We start from the raw sequence: 18,888 nt of genomic DNA on the forward strand, positions 1-18,888 counted from the left end.
GATCAACAAAGGATGCGACGATTTGCCGACCGGTTCCGACAATACTCACGTGATCGTGTTCGCCAACGAGAAGGGCGGGACGGGCAAGTCGACCACCGCCGTTCACGTAGCGATTGCGTTGTCCGTGCGGGGCGCGCGCGTCACCTGCCTTGATCTCGATCATCGCCAGCGCACCATGGGACGCTATCTCGACAACCGGGCCGAGACGGTTCGTCGCACCGGATCGGCGCTGATGATCCCGCGCTATCGGACGGCGCACGAGGATTTCGAGGAAGCGTATCAGGACATGCTGCGCGACAGCGACTTCCTGGTGATCGATACACCGGGACGTGACGATCCATATGCACGTGCCGCCGCGACGCGGGCCGACACGCTGGTGACGCCGATGAACGACAGCTTCGTCGATTTCGATCTGATCGGGCAGGTCCATCCCGAGACGTTCAAGGTCACGCGGCCGAGCTTCTACTCCGAACTGATCTGGGATGCGCGCAAGGCGCGTGCGAAGGCCGACGGGTCAACGATCGACTGGGTCGTGCTGCGCAACCGCCTGCAGCATATTGAGGCACGCAACATGCGGCGCGTGTCCGAAGCGCTCGACCAATTGGCGAAGCGGGTCGGCTTTCGCATCATCCCTGGCCTTGGCGAGCGTGTGATCTATCGCGAGCTGTTCCCGTCGGGGCTGACGATGCTGGATACCAAGGATTTTGGCGGAATGGGGCTGGGCCATGTCGCGGCGCGGCAGGAGTTGCGCGAGATGATGTCGGGATTGTCGCTGCCTGAACCCGCCACGCCGCTCGTCGCGTGATGCTGAAGCTCATCTTGGCGCTGCTGGTCGCTTATGCCGGTTGGCGATTGTGGAAGAATGGTTGGGGCGGGAAGTCGGTCAAGCGCCGGGTGGTGATGGCTGAGCCGGGCGATGCGGCGGCGGCGCGACGCTTGCTGGGGGTGGATCAACAGGCGGATGAGGCAACGATCCGCGCGGCGCATCGCCGCCTGATGGCGGAAGCGCATCCCGATCGCGGTGGCTCGCCCGAACAGGCGCGCGCGCTGAATGCCGCGCGCGACCTGTTGTTGCAGCGCGCGGGCTGATCGATCAGCCCGCGCTGTCAGGCGGCGGTTGCTTCCTTGTCCGCCCGCTCCTGGTAGAAGCGCTGGACGACCGCCCAGCCCTCGGCCGCGCTTTCGACATAGGTGAAGATGCCGAGATCACGTTCGGAGATCACGCCTTCCTCTACCAGTGCGTCGAAGTTCACCACGCGCTCCCAGAATTCGCGGCCGAACAGCAGCACGGGGATGGGCGCGACCTTTCCGGTCTGGATCAGGGTCAGCAGCTCGAACAGTTCGTCGAAGGTGCCAAAGCCCCCCGGGAAGGCGGCCAAGGCACGCGCGCGCAGCAGGAAGTGCATCTTGCGCAGCGCGAAATAGTGGAACTGCATCGACAGTGACGGCGTCACATAGGGATTGGGCGCCTGTTCGTGCGGCAGGACGATGTTCAGGCCGATTGATTCGGCGTGAACGTCCGCCGCGCCGCGGTTCGCGGCTTCCATGATCGACGGACCGCCGCCCGAGCACACGACGAAGTGCCGCTTGCCCTGTTCGTCGCGCGGGAAGTTGCTGGCGAGTCGGGCGAGTTCGCGCGCCATGTCGTAATATTTGGACTTGGCGACTAGTCGCTCGGCGATGTGGCGATGCTCGGGATCGGCCATCTCCAGCATCGCCTGCGCCTTTTCCGGCTCGGGGATGCGTGCGGAGCCGTACACCACGAACGTGGACCCGATATGGGCCTCTTCCAGCAGCAGTTCGGGTTTCAAAAGCTCCAGCTGAAAACGCACCGGCCGCAGATCCTCGCGCAGCAGGAAGTCCATGTCCTGGAAGGCGAGGCGGTAAGCCGGGTTTTCGGTCTGGGGGGTGGAGATGCCGGTCTTGGCCGACTCGGCATCCTGGCGCGCACGGGGAAAGGTGCGGCTCGGTACGCGGGTTTCTGTCATTTCGTCGGCCTTTAACGACAGAAATTGGCCTTGTCGTCCTCCAGATGGAAGTGGTTGCGATGGGCGCTGTTATAGTTTGGGCCAAGCACCGTGCCGAACCGGCGGCAGGCGGACGCAGTGATCGTGCGCATGAACTGGCGGATGGCAGGATCGGGCGAGTTCCAGTCGTTGAGCACGGTAATCCGCCGCCCGTCCTTCAGAACGAAACCGCCGATGTCGATCGCATTGGCGACCGAATGGCCGGAGCGGCGACCGGTGCCGGCAACGTTGCGGCAATTGTATGTGCCCATGCTTTCGATCTTTGCCAGTTCGCTGCCCAGTATCTGGTAAGCCGCGGGCGCAACGGCATTGCGCGCCCACCGCGCATAGGTGCGCGCCGCGCCGCATCGCACGGCGCCAAGGTTTGTTGTCGGCACGCCGATGTCGAGCAGCTTCACTGTGCCGATTACGCCGCAGCCGGGCCCGAACTGGCGATCGGGCAGCGGTTCATAAGCAACGCCGATCTCGCGCAGGTCGCGGTGGCATTGCGCGGTTTCGCGTGACGATGGCCCCTCGATTCGCGGCGCGGGGGTGCGCCGATCGGACCGCGCCGGCGGCTCCGAGCGGCCGCACGCGGCGAGGCTCGCCGCCAGCGCGAGCATGATGAAGGTACGCAACACTTCCCCCGATCGCGATGAACTGTTTGACGCGCCGCTCTTTTCTTGCCGGTTTTGTCGCTCAGGAAAAGCGGTGGTTGGGGCGCGCAGGTTGAATGGTGGGTAGCAGAGGACGAAGCGAGTCGATCGCACTTTATCGCGGTTGCCACGTTGTCCCCGGTTCACTAGAGCCGTCGGCGGGCCACGCGGTCCCAACGCCGCGCGTGCTCTCTGTAAGGAGAGTCAGACATGACTGATACGACGCTCGCCGACGCCACCATTGCGCCTGCGAAACCCGCCACGAAACCGGCGCGACCCTATTTTTCCTCGGGCCCCTGCGCAAAGCCGCCGGGCTGGGATGCCGCCAAGCTGGCCGATGCCACGCTCGGTCGTTCGCACCGCTCCAAGATCGGCAAGCAGCGCCTTCAATATTGCATCGATCTGATGCGCGAGCTGCTGAAGCTGCCTGACACGCACCGCATCGGCATCGTTCCGGGCTCCGACACCGGTGCCTTCGAAATGGCGATGTGGACGATGCTGGGCGCCCGCCCGGTCACCGCGCTTGCGTGGGAGAGCTTCGGCGAAGGCTGGGTGACGGACGCCGTCAAGCAGCTGAAGATCGACCCCACCGTCATCCGCGCCGGTTACGGCCAGCTGCCGGATCTCGGCCAGGTCGATTGGTCGAACGACGTGCTGTTCACCTGGAACGGCACCACCAGCGGCGTTCGCGTGCCGAACGGCGACTGGATCGCTGACGATCGCGAGGGCCTGTCCTTCGCCGACGCGACCAGCGGCGTGTTCGCGTACGACCTGCCGTGGGACAAGATCGATGTCGCCACCTTCTCCTGGCAGAAGGTGCTGGGCGGCGAAGGCGCGCATGGCGTGCTGATCCTCGGCCCGCGCGCGGTCGAGCGGCTTGAAACCTACACGCCGGCCTGGCCGCTGCCCAAGGTGTTCCGCCTCGTTTCGAAGGGCAAGCTCGCCGAGGGCGTGTTCAAGGGCGAGACAATCAACACCCCCTCGATGCTGGCGGTTGAAGACGCGATCTTCTCTCTCGAATGGGCAAAGTCGCTGGGCGAGAACGGCCTCATCGCGCGATCCGATGCGAACGCCAAGGCGCTCGACGAGATCGTTGCCGCGCGCGACTGGCTCGGGCACCTCGCGGCCGAGCCAGCCTCGCGCTCGACCACGAGCGTCTGCCTGACGGTCGATGCCGAGGAAGCGGTGATCAAGAAGATGGTCTCGCTGCTCGAGGCAGAGGGCGCCGCTTATGACATCGGCGGCTATCGCGATGCCCCTCCGGGCCTGCGCATCTGGTGCGGCGCCACGGTCGACACCGCGGACATTGTCGCGCTCGGCCCGTGGCTCGACTGGGCCTACGCGACGGCCAAGGCGGCCTGAGACCACCCACTCCCTTGCGTTACCCCGGGCTTGATCCGGGGTCACGCTTCTTCTCACCGTAGCGCCGCAGATGGCGGGGCCTCGGCTCCAGGCCGGGGCGCGGTGCAGGCAAAGGACTATCCCATGCCTAAGGTTCTTATCAGCGACAAAATGGATCCCAAGGCCGCGCAGATCTTTCGCGAGCGCGGCGTGGAAGTGGACGAGATCACCGGCAAGACGCCGGACGAGCTGAAGGCGATGATCGGCCAATATGATGGTCTGGCGATCCGCAGCTCGACCAAGGTCACGAAGGACATCCTCGAGGCGGCGACCAACCTGAAGGTTGTGGGCCGCGCCGGCATCGGCGTCGACAATGTCGACATCCCCGCGGCCTCGGCAAAGGGCGTGGTGGTGATGAACACCCCGTTCGGCAATTCGATTACCACTGCCGAGCACGCCATCGCCCTCATGTTCGCGCTGGCGCGTGATCTGCCGGAGGCGGATCGATCGACCCAGGCGGGCAAGTGGGAAAAGAACCGTTTCATGGGCGTCGAGGTCACCGGCAAGACGCTGGGCCTGATCGGCGCGGGCAACATCGGCTCGATCGTCGCCGATCGCGCGCTCGGGCTGAAGATGAAGGTCGTCGCCTACGATCCGTTCCTCACCGAGGAACGCGCGATCGAGCTTGGCGTGCAGAAGGTCACGCTCGACGAGCTGCTGGCGCGTGCGGACTTCATCACGCTCCACACCCCGCTGACCGATCAGACCCGCAACATCCTGTCGGCCGAGAATCTCGCCAAGACCAAGAAGGGCGTGCGGATCATCAACTGCGCGCGCGGTGGCCTGATCGACGAGGCGGCGCTGAAGCAGGGCCTCGACAGCGGCCATATCGGTGGCGCGGCGCTCGACGTGTTCGTCACCGAGCCGGCCAAGGAAAGCCCGCTGTTCGGCACGCCGAACTTCATCTCCACGCCGCACCTTGGCGCGTCGACCACCGAAGCGCAGGTGAACGTCGCCATTCAGGTGGCCGAGCAGATGGCGGATTATCTGGTGTCGGGGGGCGTCACCAATGCGCTCAACATGCCCAGCCTGACGGCCGAGGAAGCGCCCAAGCTGAAGCCCTATATGGGCCTTGCCGAAAAGCTCGGCAGCCTTGTCGGGCAGCTGGCGCATGGCGCGATCGACCGCATTTCGATCCACAGCGAGGGCGCGGCTGCAGAGCTGAACCCGAAGCCGCTGACCAGCGCGGTGCTGAAGGGCTTCCTCGGCACGCAGACCGACACGGTGAACATGGTCAACGCGCCGCTGCTCGCGCGCGAGCGGGGCATGGAAGTGCGCGAGATCCGCACCGAGCGTGAGGGCGATTACCACACGCTGCTTCGCGTCTCGGTCCGCACCGCGGATGGCGAGCGTTCGGTCGCGGGCACTTTGTTCGGCGATCAGGCCGCGCGCCTCGTCGAGCTGTTCGGCATCAAGGTCGAGGCCGATCTGACCGGCGCGATGCTGTACGTCGTGAACGAGGACGCACCGGGATTCATCGGCCGTCTGGGCACCACGCTGGGCGAGGCCGGGGTCAACATCGGCACCTTCCATCTCGGCCGCCGTCAGGCGGGTGGCGAGGCGGTGCTGCTGTTGTCGGTGGACCAGCCGGTGACGGCGGAACTGCTGGCGACCGTGAAGGCGCTGCCGGGGGTGAAGACCGCGATGGGGCTTCGCTTCTAAGCCCTTTTGCCCGGAGCCGGCGTGGCCTTCTTCCGGAGAAGAATGGCCACGCCTGGCATCATTTCGGCGATGATCCGGCCGCGGCACCTGGTGTCGCGGCCGGATCGGTTTTTCGGCCCCCGGCGGGCGCGCGATACAGGCGCGCGCATCATCGAGGTTGACGGCGGCACCCGTGCGGGCAACGAGGCGCGCGACGTCGCCCGATCGCTTTGGTCGGGCGGCCATGCTTTCGCGTCATCGCGCGGTGGTGCGCGGCGCAGGATGATGAATTTGAACGAGGTGCCTTTCAGATGATCGCCGTGGTGCTGTCGACTGCTCCTTTCCCGTGCGCCGATCTGATCGGGGCGAGCGCGTAAGATGACGACGCTGCTCCCCGAGGGGTTTCGCGATCGCCTGCCGCCGCATGCCGATGCGTCGGCGGCGGTCGAATCGCGCGTGCTCGCGGTCGCCCATTCCTACGGTTACGAGCGGGTCGACCCGCCGCTGGCGGAATTTGCCGATAGCCTCGCCTCGCGCCTGAAGGACGGCGGCCTCGCCGATGCGGTTCGCTTCGTCGATCCGGTCAGCCAGCGCACGATGGCGATCCGGCCCGACATCACGGCGCAGGTCGCACGGATCGCGGCGACGCGCATGGCGCACCACCCGCGCCCGGTGCGGCTGAGCTATGCCGGGTCGGTGCTGAAGCTGCGCGGCGGGGCATTGCAGCCCGATCGCGAGGCGCGGCAGATCGGGTGCGAGCTGATCGGCCTCGATTCGGTCGCCGCCGCGCGCGAGGTCGTGACGGTGGCAGTCGAGGCACTGGCGGCGGCGGGCGCGACCGGCGTGTCGGTCGACTTCACCTTGCCCGACCTGGTCGAGACGCTGTCGTCCGGTCCGCTGCCGGTCAGCGATGTCGAGCAGTTGCGCGACCGGCTGGATGCCAAGGATGCGGGCGCCGTCGCGGCGCTGGCGCCGGAATATCTGCCGCTGATCGAGGCGGCGGGGCCGTTCGATGCGGCGATTGCGCGGTTGCGGGCGTTCGACAGCGCCGGCGTCCTGTCATCACGACTCGACGGGCTGGAGGCGATTTCGAGGGCGCTTGGCGGCCGCGCCACGCTGACGCTGGATCCGACCGAGCGGCATGGCTTCGAATATCAGACCTGGCTTGGTTTCTCGCTGTTCGCGCAAGGGGCGACGCGCGAGGTCGGGCGCGGCGGCACCTATACGCTGATGCATGAGGGTGGCGCGGAGGAGGCGGCGACCGGCTTCTCGCTGTTCGCCGCATCGATCGCTGGCGATAGCGCGGGCAAGCGCCGGCGATTGTTCCTGCCGCTCGGCACGTCGGAAGCGGATGGCGCCGCGATGCGTTCTGCCGGCTGGGCGACGGTTGCCGCGCTTGCCGCCGGTGACACGCCCGAAGCGCAACTGTGCACCCACCTGTTCGTTGATGGTGAGGCCCGGCCGTTGGCTGGTTGACAGCGGCGTCGCGCCACGGCTACCGGCGCGGCGCATTTATGGACCCTTCTGGTCGCCGAGTCCTGTCGAAGGGCGGCCAGGATCATCCCGGCAGGGGGAGTATTGTATCCATGGCGAATGTTGCGGTGATCGGCGCCCAATGGGGTGACGAGGGCAAGGGCAAGATCGTCGATTGGCTGGCCGAGCGCGCCGACATGGTCGTCCGCTTCCAGGGCGGTCATAATGCCGGCCACACATTGGTCGTGGGCGAAAACGTCTACAAGCTGTCGCTGCTGCCGTCCGGTATCGTGCGTGGCACGCCATCGGTGATCGGCAATGGCGTGGTGCTCGATCCCTGGGCGCTGAAGGCCGAGGTCGAGAAGCTGTCGGGGCAGGGCGTGACGGTGTCGCCGGATACGCTGCGCATCGCCGATACCTGCGCGTTGATCCTGCCGTTCCACCGCGACCTGGATGGCCTGCGCGAGGATGCGAGCGGCGCCGGCAAGATCGGCACCACCCGCCGCGGCATTGGCCCCGCGTATGAGGACAAGGTCGGCCGCCGCGCGCTGCGCGTGTGTGACCTCGCGCATCTCGACGATCTCGATCCGCAACTCGACCGCCTGACGGCGCATCACGACGCGCTGCGTGCCGGTTTCGGCGAGCCGCCGATCGATCGCGAGCGGTTGCTGACCGACCTGCGCGAGATTGCGGACTTCGTCCTGTCCTTCGCCAAGCCGGTGTGGCGTGACCTGAACGAGGCACGCGCCGCCGGCCGGCGCATCCTGTTCGAAGGCGCGCAGGGCGTGCTGCTCGACATCGATCACGGCACCTATCCGTTCGTCACCTCGTCCAACACGATCGCGGGCACCGCGGCGGGCGGCTCCGGCCTCGGGCCGGGTGCGGTCGGCTTCGTGCTGGGTATCGCCAAGGCGTACACCACGCGTGTCGGCTCCGGCCCGTTCCCGACCGAGCTCGACAATGAGACCGGCGAGCGGCTGGGAACGCGCGGGCATGAGTTCGGCACCGTCACCGGACGCAAGCGCCGTTGCGGCTGGTTCGACGCGGTGCTGGTGCGCCAGTCCGCAGCGGTCAGCGGCATCACCGGCATCGCGCTGACCAAGCTGGACGTGCTCGACGGGTTCGAGACGATCTCGATTTGCACCGGCTATCGCTTGCGCGGCGAGACGCTGGATTATTTCCCGTCGCACGCGGCCGATCAGGCCGCGGTCGAGCCGATCTACGAGACGATGGAAGGCTGGTCGCAGTCGACCGCCGGCGCGCGCAGCTGGGCCGACCTGCCGGCGCAGGCGATCAAGTACATCCGCCGCATCGAGGAACTGATCAACTGCCCGGTAACATTGGTGTCGACCAGCCCGGAGCGCGAGGACACGATCCTGGTTCGCGATCCCTTCGCGGACTGAGTGACACCACCCTCCCTGCGCAATGCGGGGAGGGGCGGTTTGCCTGCGTGCCGCTTTCCGTTACGGCTCTCCGCAAAACAAGCGGGAGAGTGAGATGGCCAAGGTGGTCAGGATCGGCGGTGCGGGCGGATTCCTCGGGGACAGTTCGGTGGCGGCGCCGCAGCTGCTGGCAGGCGGCAAGCTCGATTACATGATCCTCGATTATCTGGCCGAAGCGACGATGGCGCCGCTGGGCCAGCTGAAGCAGGTGCGCCCGGAGCAGGGCTATGCGCGCGATTTCACCGAATGGGTGTGGAAGGACAATCTGCGCGAGTTCAAGGAGCAGGGCGTCCGCATCGTGACGAATGCGGGTGGCGTGAACCCGCAGGCGTGCCGCGTGCGGATGGAGGAGCTTGCCGCGGATGCCGGGCTTTCCTTCCGGATCGCAATCGTCACCGGCGATGACCTGATCGCGCGCGTGCCCGACTTTGCCGCCCAGGGCGTGGTCGAGATGTTCAACGACGCGCCGTTCCCTGATCCCAAGAAGGTATGGACCGCCAACGCCTATCTTGGCGGCGGGCCGATCGCGGCGGCGCTGGCGGCTGGGGCGGAGGTGGTCATCACCGGGCGCGTGGTCGACAGCGCGCTGACGCTGGGCCCGCTGATGCATGAATTCGGCTGGGGGCCGGACGATCACGATCGGCTGTCGGCGGGATCGCTGGCGGGGCATGTGATCGAATGCGGCGCGCAGGCGACCGGCGGACTGTTCACCGATTGGGAGAAAGTGCCTGACTGGGCGCACATCGGCTATCCGGTGATCGAGTGCCATGAGAACGGCGATTTCATCGTCACCAAGCCGGAGGGGACGGGCGGCCTCGTCTCGGCAGCGGCGGTGGCGGAGCAGATCCTGTACGAAGTGGGCGATCCGCAGGCCTATGCGCTGCCCGACGTGGTGTGCGATTTCTCGCAGCTGAGCGTCACCGAAGAGGGCGAGGGCCGGGTGCGCGTGTCCAATGCCAGGGGTTATCCGCCGACCGGCAAGCTGAAGACCTGCGTCACGTTTGAGAACGGGAATCGCTTCATCGGCATCATGCCGGTGGTCGGGCGCGACGCGGCGAAGAAGGCGCAGGCGCAGGCACAAGCGGTGCTGACCCGCGTTGGCGAGATGCTGCGCGGGCGCAACCTGCCGCCGCTGCGCGATACGCGCGTCGAATTGCTGGGGACCGAGGCAAGCTACGGCGCGCAGGCCAATCCGGCGTTGTCCGCAACGCGCGAGGTGATCGCGCGGATCGGGGCGGAGCATGAGGATGCCGAGGCGCTGGGCATCATGATGCGCGAGTTCGATTCGCCCACCACCTCGATGAGCGTGGGTTCGACCGGGTGGTTCGGTGCGCGGCCGACGATCTCGCCGGTGGCGCAGGTGTTTTCGTTCCTGGTCGATGGGGCATCGGTGAACGGCAGCGTGTCGCTGGGCGGGGAGACGATCACCGTTGCCAACCCGGCGCCGGCGACGCCGTTCGATCCGGCGATGACCGTGCGGCCGCAGGTGGATGATGAGGCGCCGGCGGTCGGTGCTGACGAGGAGATGGTCGAGGTTCAGCTGATCGACCTTGCCTGGGCGCGGTCGGGCGACAAGGGCAATGCCTTCAACGTCGGCGTGATCGCGCGGCGGCCGGAATATCTGCCCTGGATCCGCGCCGGGCTGACCGAGGACGCGGTGCAGGCGTTCTTCGCGCATGAGTTCGAAGGGGCGAGCCATCCCGAGGTTCGCCGGTACGAGCTGCCGGGGATGAATGCGATCAACCTGCATTGCATCCAGTCGCTGGGCGGGGGGCAGTTCGCCAGCCTGCGGCTCGATGCGCTGGCCAAGGGCAAGGCGCAGCAGCTCCTGGACATGAAGGTGAAGGTGCCGCGGCGTCTGGTCGGCTGATCGAGGGGCGGCGGCCCCGGGGCCGGGGTGCTCAGCCGCCGCTGAGCGCCCGCTGGCGCCGCCGCTGCACCGAGCTGCCGATCCCCATTGCCTCGCGATATTTGGCGACGGTGCGGCGGGCGATATCGAAGCCCTTGGCGTTGAGCAGCTCGACGATCGTATCGTCGCTGAGGATCTTGGCGCCTTCATTGGCGATGAGGCCGCGGATCGCGCTTTTCACCGCTTCGGCGGACACGGCATCGCCGCCGTCGGCGGACTGGATCGCCGAGGTGAAGAAGTATTTGAGCTCGAACAGCCCGCGCGCGCAGCTGAGATATTTGTTCGACGTCACCCGGCTGACAGTCGATTCGTGCATCTCGATCGCGTCGGCGACCTGCCGCAGCGTCAGCGGGCGAAGATGCGCGACGCCTTTCAGGAAGAACGCCTCCTGCTGGCGCACGATCTCGGTCGCGACGCGGATGATCGTCTTCTGCCGCTGGTCCAGCGCCTTCACCAGCCAGTTGGCGCTGGCCAGCATGTCGCCGAGCCACGCCTTGGAGGCCTTGTCCTGCGGACCCGACGACAGCTCTGCATGGTATCGCCGGTTGACCAGCACGCGCGGCAGGGTGGCGCTGTCGAGCTCCACGATCCAGCCGCCCCGTGTGCGGCGCACGTGGAGGTCGGGCGTCACCGCCTGCATCGGCTCCCCGCCGAAGCGGAGCCCGGGCTTCGGATCATAGCCGCGCAGCTCGCGGATCATGTCGGCCATGTCCTCGTCATCGACCTCGCAGATCCGCTTCAGCCGGGCGAGATCGCCGCGTGCGACAAGATCGAGGTTGTCGATCAGGCGCGCCATGGCGGGATCGTAGCGGTCGGCCTCGCGCGCCTGCAGCGCGATGCATTCGGCGAGGTTTCGGGCGCCGACGCCCGTGGGGTCGAAGGTGTGGATGACCCCCAACAGGCGCTCAACAGCCTCCAGCGGCACGCCCAGGCGGCTGGCCACGTCGGCGAGTTCGGTCGTCAGGTAACCCGCCTCGTCGATCAGGTCGATCAGATGCTGGGCCACGAACAGGTCGCCCCCGCCAAGCACCTCGCCTGCCTGATACAGCAGGTGTTCGGCCAGCGATCGATCCCCGGCGGCAAGGGCATCAAGGTCGGGGCCGTCCTCCAGGCTGCCGCCCGTCGCGCCGGTGAGGCCGAGGCCGTCCCCCGCCGCGCGATCGCCGGTCATGCTATCGAGCGGGCTGTCGTCGAATCGCTCTGCCACGATGTCGACGTCGAGTGCCTCGCCAGCCGCTTCGCCCGAGAGGACGAGTTCGTCAGCCGGCGCCGGCTCGTCGCGGGGCGCTTCGGGCTCACGCTCCGGCACCGGCGCATCGTCCGCCGCGGGCAGCGCCTCCAGCAGCGGGTTCTTCTCCAGCTCCTCGGCGATGACGCCTTCGATCTCGAGGTTCGACAGCGTCAGCAGCTTGATTGCCTGCTGGAGCTGCGGCGTCATCACCAGTGATTGCGACTGACGCAGGTCGAGGCGCGGCGCGAGGCTCATCTCGTGGCGGCGCCGCCGCAGGCACGCCCAACGCTACCCTGGCCACGCGCGGTCCGGGCAGAACCCGGGACTGCGAGGAGAGGGACGGTCAGCATCGGCTCAGAGCGAGAATTCTTCGCCCAGATAGAGGCGGCGAACATTGGGATCGGCGACCAGATCCGCAGGGGCGCCGGAGAACAGCACCCGGCCGTCGTAGATGATGTAGCCGCGGTCGACGATTTCGAGCGTCTCACGCACATTGTGATCGGTGATGAGCACCCCGATCCCGCGGCTCTTGAGCTGTTTCACCAGCGCGCGGATGTCGGCGATCGACAGCGGGTCGATGCCGGCGAAGGGTTCGTCGAGCAGGATGATCGAGGGGTCGGCGGCCAGTGCCCGGGCGATCTCCGCCCGGCGCCGCTCACCGCCGGACAGCGCCATGGCCGGCGCATCACGCAGCCGGGTGAGGCCGAATTCGTCGAGCAGCCGGTCGAGCTTCTGCTGGCGCGCGGTGGCATCCGGCTCGTTCAGTTCGAGCACGGTCAGGATGTTCTTCTCGATCGTCAGGCCGCGAAAGATCGACGTTTCCTGCGGCAGGTAACCGAGGCCCAGGATCGCCCGCCGGTACATCGGCAGACCGGTGATATCCTCACCATCCAGCATGATGCGGCCCGCATCCGGCTTCACCAGCCCCATCACCGAATAGAAGCACGTCGTCTTGCCCGCGCCATTGGGGCCGAGCAGGCCGACCACTTCGCCGCGCCCGACCGACACCGACACGTCGCGCAGCACGGTGCGCTTGTCATAGGATTTCGCGATCGAGACGACCTGCAGGCCGTCGGAAATCGGCGCCTCGTGGACTGCTTCCACCTCTTCGAGTGTCGTGACCTCGTCCATCGCCTGTTCTTGCCTCGCCAATCGTTCCAGTGCCTCGTCAGTCGAATGGCAACTGGCAGGAATCATGCATCAGAAACATTCATCAGTGATGATGCATAATGCACGCGCAGAGGGAAACCCCCGATCGCGGCGGGTTGCTCCCGGTCAGTTCCGCTTCGGAACGGAGAAGGTGCCGGTGACGCGACCCGACGGCGCCGTCGTGACATTGCCCGAGCCACTGCCGCCCCCGCGAACCGACGATCCGTCCATCACCGCGCGGCCGGTGTCGAGGTTGATCGTCAGGCGGCCGCCGTTCACTGTATTGGCGCCCTGCGTCAGCGAGACGCCGCCGATCATGGTGATGACGCGACGGTTCAGGTCATACACGGCGAACTGGCTGCGCGCCGTCTGATCAGGGCGACGCACGACGACCCCGCCCGATGCGTCCAGCCGCGATACCTGCGGGTTCCCGTCCACGATCTGGCCGGTGTAGTTCACCGTCATTCGCGTGGCGCTCAGCGACATTTCGGCCTGGCGAACCGACACATTGCCCAGCAGTACCGCGCGGTTGGCGCGATCCTGAAGCTCGATCGTGTCCGCCGCAAAGTCGATCGGCGCGTTGGTATTGTGCCGCGTCTGAGCACCGGCCGTGGTCGCCAGCGGAGCGGTTGCCAGGCAAAGGGCGAGAAGGACCGGACGTGTCATGCGCGCTATCTCGCCCCTCGCGGGTTCACGCGCAAGCGGGCATTGCCGCGCAACGTGACGGTTCGCGCCTCCAGATCGGCATCGAGCCGGTCCGCGCTGAACGTTCCCTGCGATACCGTGCCCGTCACCGCCTCGCGCGAGCGCAGCTTGCGGGTTTTCAGGTCGACCTCGGCATCCTGAGTGTCGAGTGTGTAGTTGTTGGGCCCGCGAAACGCGATCGGCCCGTCCACATTCACCCGCTCGCTTTCCATGTCGTAGCGGCCGCTGGGGGCGGTCAGCGACGCCGGGCCATCCTCCAGCCGGATGCGCGCGATCAGTTCGTTGAGCTGTACCACCGGTTCGGCCGAGCTGCGCTGCACCGCCGAGCCGGCGTCGAGCGTGAAGGGCTGGCCCTTAGCGTCGGAGCCGCGATATTGCGCCTTCTGGATCTTCAGCCGCTCCTTGGCGACCTCCACCTTGTTCTTGTCCAGAACGAACGACACGTCCCCAGCGCGCGTCAGCGGGGCCATCACCAGAAAGGCCGCCAGAACGCCGATCAGTACGGGCAGCAGCCAGTACATCACCGAGATCAACCGATCGTGCCGGCTGCCCGGTGCCGCCCAGCGCTGCCGCCTGGAGCGTTCCCGGATGGCTATTTCAGACATGCGTGACGCCATTCCCCTTGCCCGTCGCCGGTCGCCCGGCGGGCATCAAACGCGACGAGCGCCCAAAAAGCCGCAGTCCCGCCTTGCTTCGTGCCAACACGGCGCGCTCAGGCGCCGCGCCGCCATCACAAGCGGGGTGTGGCTCAGGCATGGGCGAAGATGTCGGTTTCCGGCCAGCCGGCGAGATCAAGCTCGGCACGGTGCGGCAGGAAGTCGAAGCAAGCCTGCGCCAGCGCCGTGCGACCCTCGCGGGCGAGTCGCCGATCCAGTTCCTCGCGCAGGCGATGGAGGTAGCGCACGTCCGAGGCGGCATATTCACGCTGCGCGTCGTTCAGGTCGGGACCGCCCCAGTCGGACGATTGCTGCTGCTTGGAGATGTCCTGCCCCAGCAATTCGCGAACCAGCTCCTTCAGGCCGTGCCGGTCGGTGTAGGTGCGCACCAGCCGCGAGGCGATCTTGGTGCAATAGACCGGGGCCGCGACAATCCCCATGTAGTGGCGGATCGCGGCGATATCGAAACGGCCGAAATGGTAGAGTTTGAGCCGCGCCGGATCGGCGAGCGCCGCCCGCAGATGGGGGGCGGCATAATCGGACCCGGGGTTGAACCGCACCAGATGCTCATCGCCGGTGCCGTCGGAAATCTGCACCAGGCACAACCGGTCACGCGGCGTGATGAGCCCCATGGTTTCGGTGTCGACGGCAAGCGGGGCTCCCGGAACGAACACATCGCCCGGCAGGTCTTCTTCATGAAAATATACGGCCATCGTGATGCCCTAGCGCGGCGCGCCAAAAGGCTCAACAACACACCGCAGCGCCCACATTCTGCAGAAAATCCAGCGACGGGCTGTGCCTTCAACGCGACAGTTGCGCAATGATCGCAGCGTAATACTTGTTTTTGGTGACGATTCTATTCGCGGTAGGTGCGCGGATGCGCTATGACGAGTCTCGTGGCGCATCAGCTTTCGCGTCACGGAGCTCCGCGCCGGCCGTCCATCGCGCGGATCTTGAACGATTTTGCGGGCGGAGCGGGAAGACGAACAGGGTTTATGGGTTACGACAAAGGTGGCCGCGGCAATCGTGGCGGACGCGGGCGCGACAAGCGCGATGACTTCGGCGGCGGCGATTTCGGCGGCGACTTCGGTGGCGGTGGTTTTGGCGGCGGCGGTTTCGGCGGCGACCGTGGTGGTTTCGGTGGTGATCGCGGCGGCTTTGGTGGCGGCGGCGGTGGCTTCCGTGGCGGCGGTGGCGGCTTCGGCGGCGGCGGCTTCGGCGGCGGCGGCGGCGGCGGTGGTTTCCGCGGCGGCGGCGGTGGCGGCTTTGGCGGTGGTAACCGCATGCCGCCGCAGGTCGTCGGCGAGGGTACCGGCGTGGTCAAGTTCTTCAACGCGCAGAAGGGCTTTGGCTTCGTGGTCCGCGATGACGGCGGCGAAGACGTCTTCGTTCACATCTCCGCGGTCGAGCAGGCCGGCCTGACGGGCCTTGCCGAAGGTCAGCCGCTTGGCTTCACCCTCGTCGATCGTGGCGGCCGCATCTCGGCGACCGACCTCAAGATCGAGGGCGAGCCGATGCCGGTGACCGAGCGCGCACCGCGCGAGGGCGGCTTCGGTGCCGAGCGCGCGCCGCGTGCTGGCGGTGCTGGCGCCCCGCAGCGTCAGCTGACGGGCGAGAAGGCGACCGGAACGGTCAAGTTCTTCAACGCGATGAAGGGCTTCGGTTTCATCCAGCGCGATGATGGCCAGCCGGATGCCTTCGTGCACATCTCTGCTGTCGAGCGTGCCGGCATGTCGAGCCTGAACGAGGGCGATCGCCTGTCGTTCGAGATCGAAGTCGATCGTCGCGGCAAGTATGCAGCGGTCAACCTGTCGACGTCGAGCTAACACCCCGCTTCTGCCATAGGAGAGGGAAGGGCCGTCCGGGGCAACCGGGCGGCCCATTTTCGTTTGCGCCTTCCCCCGCGATGCGGCGTACGACTCAGATGGCGCTCCGGATGAGGGGAGCGACGAGCGGGCTGTTCTGCCTGGGTCCCGCCATATCTTCCCCCGAGAATCGGGATGCGATCCCCGGATCCGGCGATGCGAGCGATTGTATGACGCGCGACCATTGCCGCGGTGGGGGGACAGGCTCTAGGTGACGCGCAGCCCCATCGAAAGGTCGTCTGTTGCGCCTCGTCCTCCCGCTCCTGCTGTCCGTCGCTATTCCCACGCTCGCCATCGCTCAAACAAGCCCCGCCGCGGCCCCGCGGGCTGCCGCGCCCACCGCTGCACAGGCCGCGGAAGGCGCGAAGCTGCGCCGCCTGTTCGAGGAGAGCAACGAGGCGGCGTTGCGTCGCAACCCGATCGAAGCAATCTCGCGCGGCGACCTGCGCTACGCCGACCGCCTCGGCGACTATTACACCCGCGCCTATGACGAGGCTGAACGCCAGGCGCTCGTCGACGATCTGAACGCGCTGCGGAAGATTGACCGTTCCAAGCTGGGTGCCGTCGACCGCATTGCCTACGACGTTTTCGAAAGTGATCGCGCGCGCGACCTGAAGGCGTTTGATCCTGCCTTGCGCCGGATCAGCGACGTCCTGCCGATCAACCACTTTCGCGGCTTTCAGACCTTCTACCCGGAATTCGCCTCGGGGCAGGGGGCTGCTCCGTTCAAGACGACCGAGGATTACGACAACAATCTGAAGCGCAACGCGCAATATGCGGCGTTGGTTGATCGCATGATCGTGCGTGCCCGCGAGGGCATGGCGCAGGGCATCATGCCGCCGCGCCTGGTGGTGCAGAATGTGATCGGGCAGCTCGACAATCTGCTCGCGCCGTCGGTCGCGGAATCCTTGTTCTACGAGCCGGTGACCAAGTTCCCCGATGCGGTGCGTGCGGCGGATCGTACGCGGCTGACGGCGGCTTATGCCAAGCAAGTGCGCGACGTGCTGAACCCGGCCCATCAGCGCCTGCGCGCGTTCCTGCAGCAGGAATATCTGCCCGAGGCGCGCGACACGATCGGCACCTCTGCATTGCCCGGGGGCGCCGCTTATTATGACTATCTGATCGAGAGCAACACGACCCTGCCGCTGAAGGCGGAGGAGGTGCATCAGCTGGGCCTGCGCGAAGTGGCGCGGATCCTGGCGGAGATGGAAAAGCAGAAGGACCGCGCCGGTTTTCAGGGCAGCCTTCCGCAATTCTTCCAGCATCTGAGGACCGATGCGCGCTTCCAGCCCAAGTCGGCGGAAGAGATCGCGGCGGGCTATGCCGAGATCGGCAAGAAGGTTGACGCGCGGGTGCGCGAGCAGTTCGCGCTGATCCCGGAAACCCCGCTCGACATCCGGCCGGTGCCGGCCTTCCGCGAGAAGACCGCCGCCGCCGGCTCCTACCAGTCGGGGACCCCCGACGGTTCGCGTCCGGGCATCTTCTATTACAACACTTATGATCTGGCGAACCGTTATCTCTGGGGCATGGAGACGCTGTACCTGCACGAGGCGGTGCCCGGTCACCATTTCCAGATCAGCCTGGCCCAGGAAAACGAGAGCCTTCCTGCCTTCATGCGCTTTGGTGGCAACACGGCCTTTGTTGAGGGCTGGGGCCTCTATGCCGAGACGCTCTATCCCGAACTGGGCGTCGAGACCGATCCCTACCAGCGGATGGGCGGGCTGAACGACGAGATGCTGCGCGCGATGCGGCTGGTGGTCGATACCGGGATCCACGCCAAGGGTTGGACGCGCGAGCAGGCGATCCGCTACATGATCGACAATTCGCCGATGCCGGAGAGCGACGCGACGGCAGAGGTCGAGCGGTACATCGCGATCCCCGGACAGGCGCTTGCGTACAAGATCGGGCAGCTGACGATGTTGCGGCTGAAGGCGGCCGCGAAGCAGAAGCTGGGTGCGAAGTTCGACCCGCGCGGCTTCCACGCGACGCTGCTGGATACCGGCGCGCTGCCCATGCCGGTGCTGGAGCGCAAGGTCGCCGACTGGATCGCCAGCCAGCGCTGACCGGCATGGCGATCTTCCACGCAATCCTTGCCGGCGGGACATTGCGCGACCGTTTGGTGGCGAGCGCCGGCGGCGTGATCGGCATCGGGCTGACCGGGGCGCTGGCGCTTGCGCTGCTTCACCCGGTCGGCCTGAGCCCCTGGCTGGTTGCCCCGATGGGCGCGGCAGCGGTGCTGGTGTTCGCGGTCCCGGCGAGCCCGCTGGCGCAGCCATGGCCGGTGATTGGCGGCAACACCATCTCAGCGTTCGTCGGCGTCACGGCGGCCAAGCTGATCCCCGATGTGGCGCTGGCCGCCGGGGTGGCGGTGGGCGGCGCGATCCTGATCATGTCGCTGTGCCGCTGCCTGCACCCGCCTGGCGGCGCGGCCGCCCTGACCGCGGTGGTGGGTGGCCCCGTGGTGCTGTCCACCGGATATTGGTTTGCGGTGGTGCCGGTGGGGTTGAATGCGGTGCTGCTGACGCTGGCGGCCGTCGCCTTTCACCGCTTTTCCGGTCATTCCTACCCGCACCGGCCGCCGGCGGTCGTCCAGCATGGCGCGCCGGACCGGGAGGATGTCGACCGCGCGCTCGAGGATCTGAGCGAAACCTATGACATCGATCGCGAGGATCTGACGTTTCTGGTGCAGCGGGCGGTCCATCATGCCGCCGTCCGGCGAGCAGCGCCGCAACAGCGCCGCACGCGGTAGGCCGC

The 18,888-nt window shown here is 66.9% G+C and carries 18 protein-coding genes; 11 read left to right on the top strand and 7 right to left on the bottom strand.

Annotated elements, in window-relative coordinates; translation table 11 throughout:
* Window positions 1-22 precede the first annotated feature (22 nt).
* A complete protein-coding gene (locus L8F96_RS10900; protein WP_046409153.1) occupies window positions 23-805 on the top strand; it encodes a division plane positioning ATPase MipZ in 783 nt (260 codons plus the stop codon).
* Window positions 805-1,089, top strand: coding sequence for a DnaJ domain-containing protein (locus L8F96_RS10905; RefSeq protein WP_206430528.1), 285 nt, complete (start codon window positions 805-807; stop codon window positions 1,087-1,089). The genes L8F96_RS10900 and L8F96_RS10905 overlap by 1 nt, the downstream gene beginning before the upstream one ends.
* Window positions 1,090-1,106: 17 nt before the next feature.
* On the opposite strand, the gene L8F96_RS10910 is transcribed toward L8F96_RS10905, so the two are convergent.
* Together L8F96_RS10910 and L8F96_RS10915 are read right to left on the bottom strand one after the other, a co-directional pair.
* Window positions 1,107-1,988, bottom strand: a complete 882-nt coding sequence (locus tag L8F96_RS10910; RefSeq protein ID WP_046409118.1) for an LOG family protein — start codon at window positions 1,986-1,988, stop codon at window positions 1,107-1,109.
* Between the two features lie 11 nt (window positions 1,989-1,999).
* A complete protein-coding gene (locus L8F96_RS10915) occupies window positions 2,000-2,647 on the bottom strand; it encodes an extensin family protein (RefSeq protein ID WP_231621922.1) in 648 nt (215 codons plus the stop codon).
* A gap of 225 nt (window positions 2,648-2,872) precedes the next feature.
* Here L8F96_RS10915 and L8F96_RS10920 point away from each other — a divergent pair, with 225 nt between their 5' ends.
* The 6 genes from L8F96_RS10920 (at window position 2,873) to L8F96_RS10945 (ending at window position 10,489) form a co-directional block, all read left to right on the top strand.
* Window positions 2,873-4,024 (top strand): phosphoserine transaminase, encoded by a 1,152-nt coding sequence (locus L8F96_RS10920; protein ID WP_334655997.1) that lies wholly within the window; start codon window positions 2,873-2,875, stop codon window positions 4,022-4,024.
* A gap of 123 nt (window positions 4,025-4,147) precedes the next feature.
* Window positions 4,148-5,725, top strand: a complete 1,578-nt coding sequence (gene serA / locus L8F96_RS10925; protein ID WP_334655998.1) for a phosphoglycerate dehydrogenase — start codon at window positions 4,148-4,150, stop codon at window positions 5,723-5,725.
* A 42-nt stretch (window positions 5,726-5,767) separates the two neighbouring features.
* The gene (locus L8F96_RS10930) at window positions 5,768-6,019 is read left to right on the top strand and encodes a hypothetical protein (RefSeq protein WP_334655999.1); all 252 of its coding nucleotides are present in this window, start codon (window positions 5,768-5,770) and stop codon (window positions 6,017-6,019) included.
* 63 nt (window positions 6,020-6,082) lie between these two features.
* On the top strand, window positions 6,083-7,180 hold the full coding sequence (locus tag L8F96_RS10935; RefSeq protein ID WP_334656000.1) for an ATP phosphoribosyltransferase regulatory subunit: 1,098 nt from the start codon (window positions 6,083-6,085) through the stop codon (window positions 7,178-7,180).
* Window positions 7,181-7,290: 110 nt separating this feature from the next.
* Window positions 7,291-8,580 (top strand): adenylosuccinate synthase, encoded by a 1,290-nt coding sequence (locus L8F96_RS10940; RefSeq protein ID WP_334656001.1) that lies wholly within the window; start codon window positions 7,291-7,293, stop codon window positions 8,578-8,580.
* 94 nt (window positions 8,581-8,674) lie between these two features.
* On the top strand, window positions 8,675-10,489 hold the full coding sequence (locus L8F96_RS10945) for an acyclic terpene utilization AtuA family protein (RefSeq protein WP_334656002.1): 1,815 nt from the start codon (window positions 8,675-8,677) through the stop codon (window positions 10,487-10,489).
* Between the two features lie 31 nt (window positions 10,490-10,520).
* Here L8F96_RS10945 and rpoN read toward each other — a convergent pair whose 3' ends face one another.
* From rpoN to L8F96_RS10970, 5 genes are all read right to left on the bottom strand, one after another.
* Entirely contained in the window at window positions 10,521-12,014 is a 1,494-nt protein-coding gene (rpoN, locus tag L8F96_RS10950; RefSeq protein ID WP_334656003.1) for an RNA polymerase factor sigma-54, read from the bottom strand.
* A gap of 99 nt (window positions 12,015-12,113) precedes the next feature.
* Window positions 12,114-12,890, bottom strand: coding sequence for an LPS export ABC transporter ATP-binding protein (lptB, locus tag L8F96_RS10955; protein WP_046409126.1), 777 nt, complete (start codon window positions 12,888-12,890; stop codon window positions 12,114-12,116).
* 144 nt (window positions 12,891-13,034) lie between these two features.
* Window positions 13,035-13,574, bottom strand: a complete 540-nt coding sequence (locus L8F96_RS10960) for an LptA/OstA family protein (RefSeq protein WP_334656004.1) — start codon at window positions 13,572-13,574, stop codon at window positions 13,035-13,037.
* Between the two features lie 5 nt (window positions 13,575-13,579).
* On the bottom strand, window positions 13,580-14,218 hold the full coding sequence (gene lptC / locus L8F96_RS10965; RefSeq protein ID WP_125945179.1) for an LPS export ABC transporter periplasmic protein LptC: 639 nt from the start codon (window positions 14,216-14,218) through the stop codon (window positions 13,580-13,582).
* Window positions 14,219-14,361: 143 nt separating this feature from the next.
* On the bottom strand, window positions 14,362-14,982 hold the full coding sequence (locus L8F96_RS10970) for a ribonuclease D (protein WP_125945180.1): 621 nt from the start codon (window positions 14,980-14,982) through the stop codon (window positions 14,362-14,364).
* 282 nt (window positions 14,983-15,264) lie between these two features.
* Here L8F96_RS10970 and L8F96_RS10975 point away from each other — a divergent pair, with 282 nt between their 5' ends.
* The 3 genes from L8F96_RS10975 (at window position 15,265) to L8F96_RS10985 (ending at window position 18,883) form a co-directional block, all read left to right on the top strand.
* A complete protein-coding gene (locus L8F96_RS10975) occupies window positions 15,265-16,095 on the top strand; it encodes a cold-shock protein (protein WP_301091774.1) in 831 nt (276 codons plus the stop codon).
* A 281-nt stretch (window positions 16,096-16,376) separates the two neighbouring features.
* Entirely contained in the window at window positions 16,377-18,197 is a 1,821-nt protein-coding gene (locus L8F96_RS10980; RefSeq protein WP_417158966.1) for a DUF885 domain-containing protein, read from the top strand.
* Between the two features lie 5 nt (window positions 18,198-18,202).
* Complete coding sequence (locus tag L8F96_RS10985; protein WP_046408448.1) at window positions 18,203-18,883, top strand: HPP family protein; 681 nt, start codon at window positions 18,203-18,205, stop codon at window positions 18,881-18,883.
* Window positions 18,884-18,888: the final 5 nt, after the last annotated feature.

It is taken from the genome of Sphingomonas panaciterrae, assembly GCF_036890205.1.
In the GTDB taxonomy this organism is placed as follows: Bacteria; Pseudomonadota; Alphaproteobacteria; order Sphingomonadales; family Sphingomonadaceae; genus Sphingomonas; species Sphingomonas panaciterrae.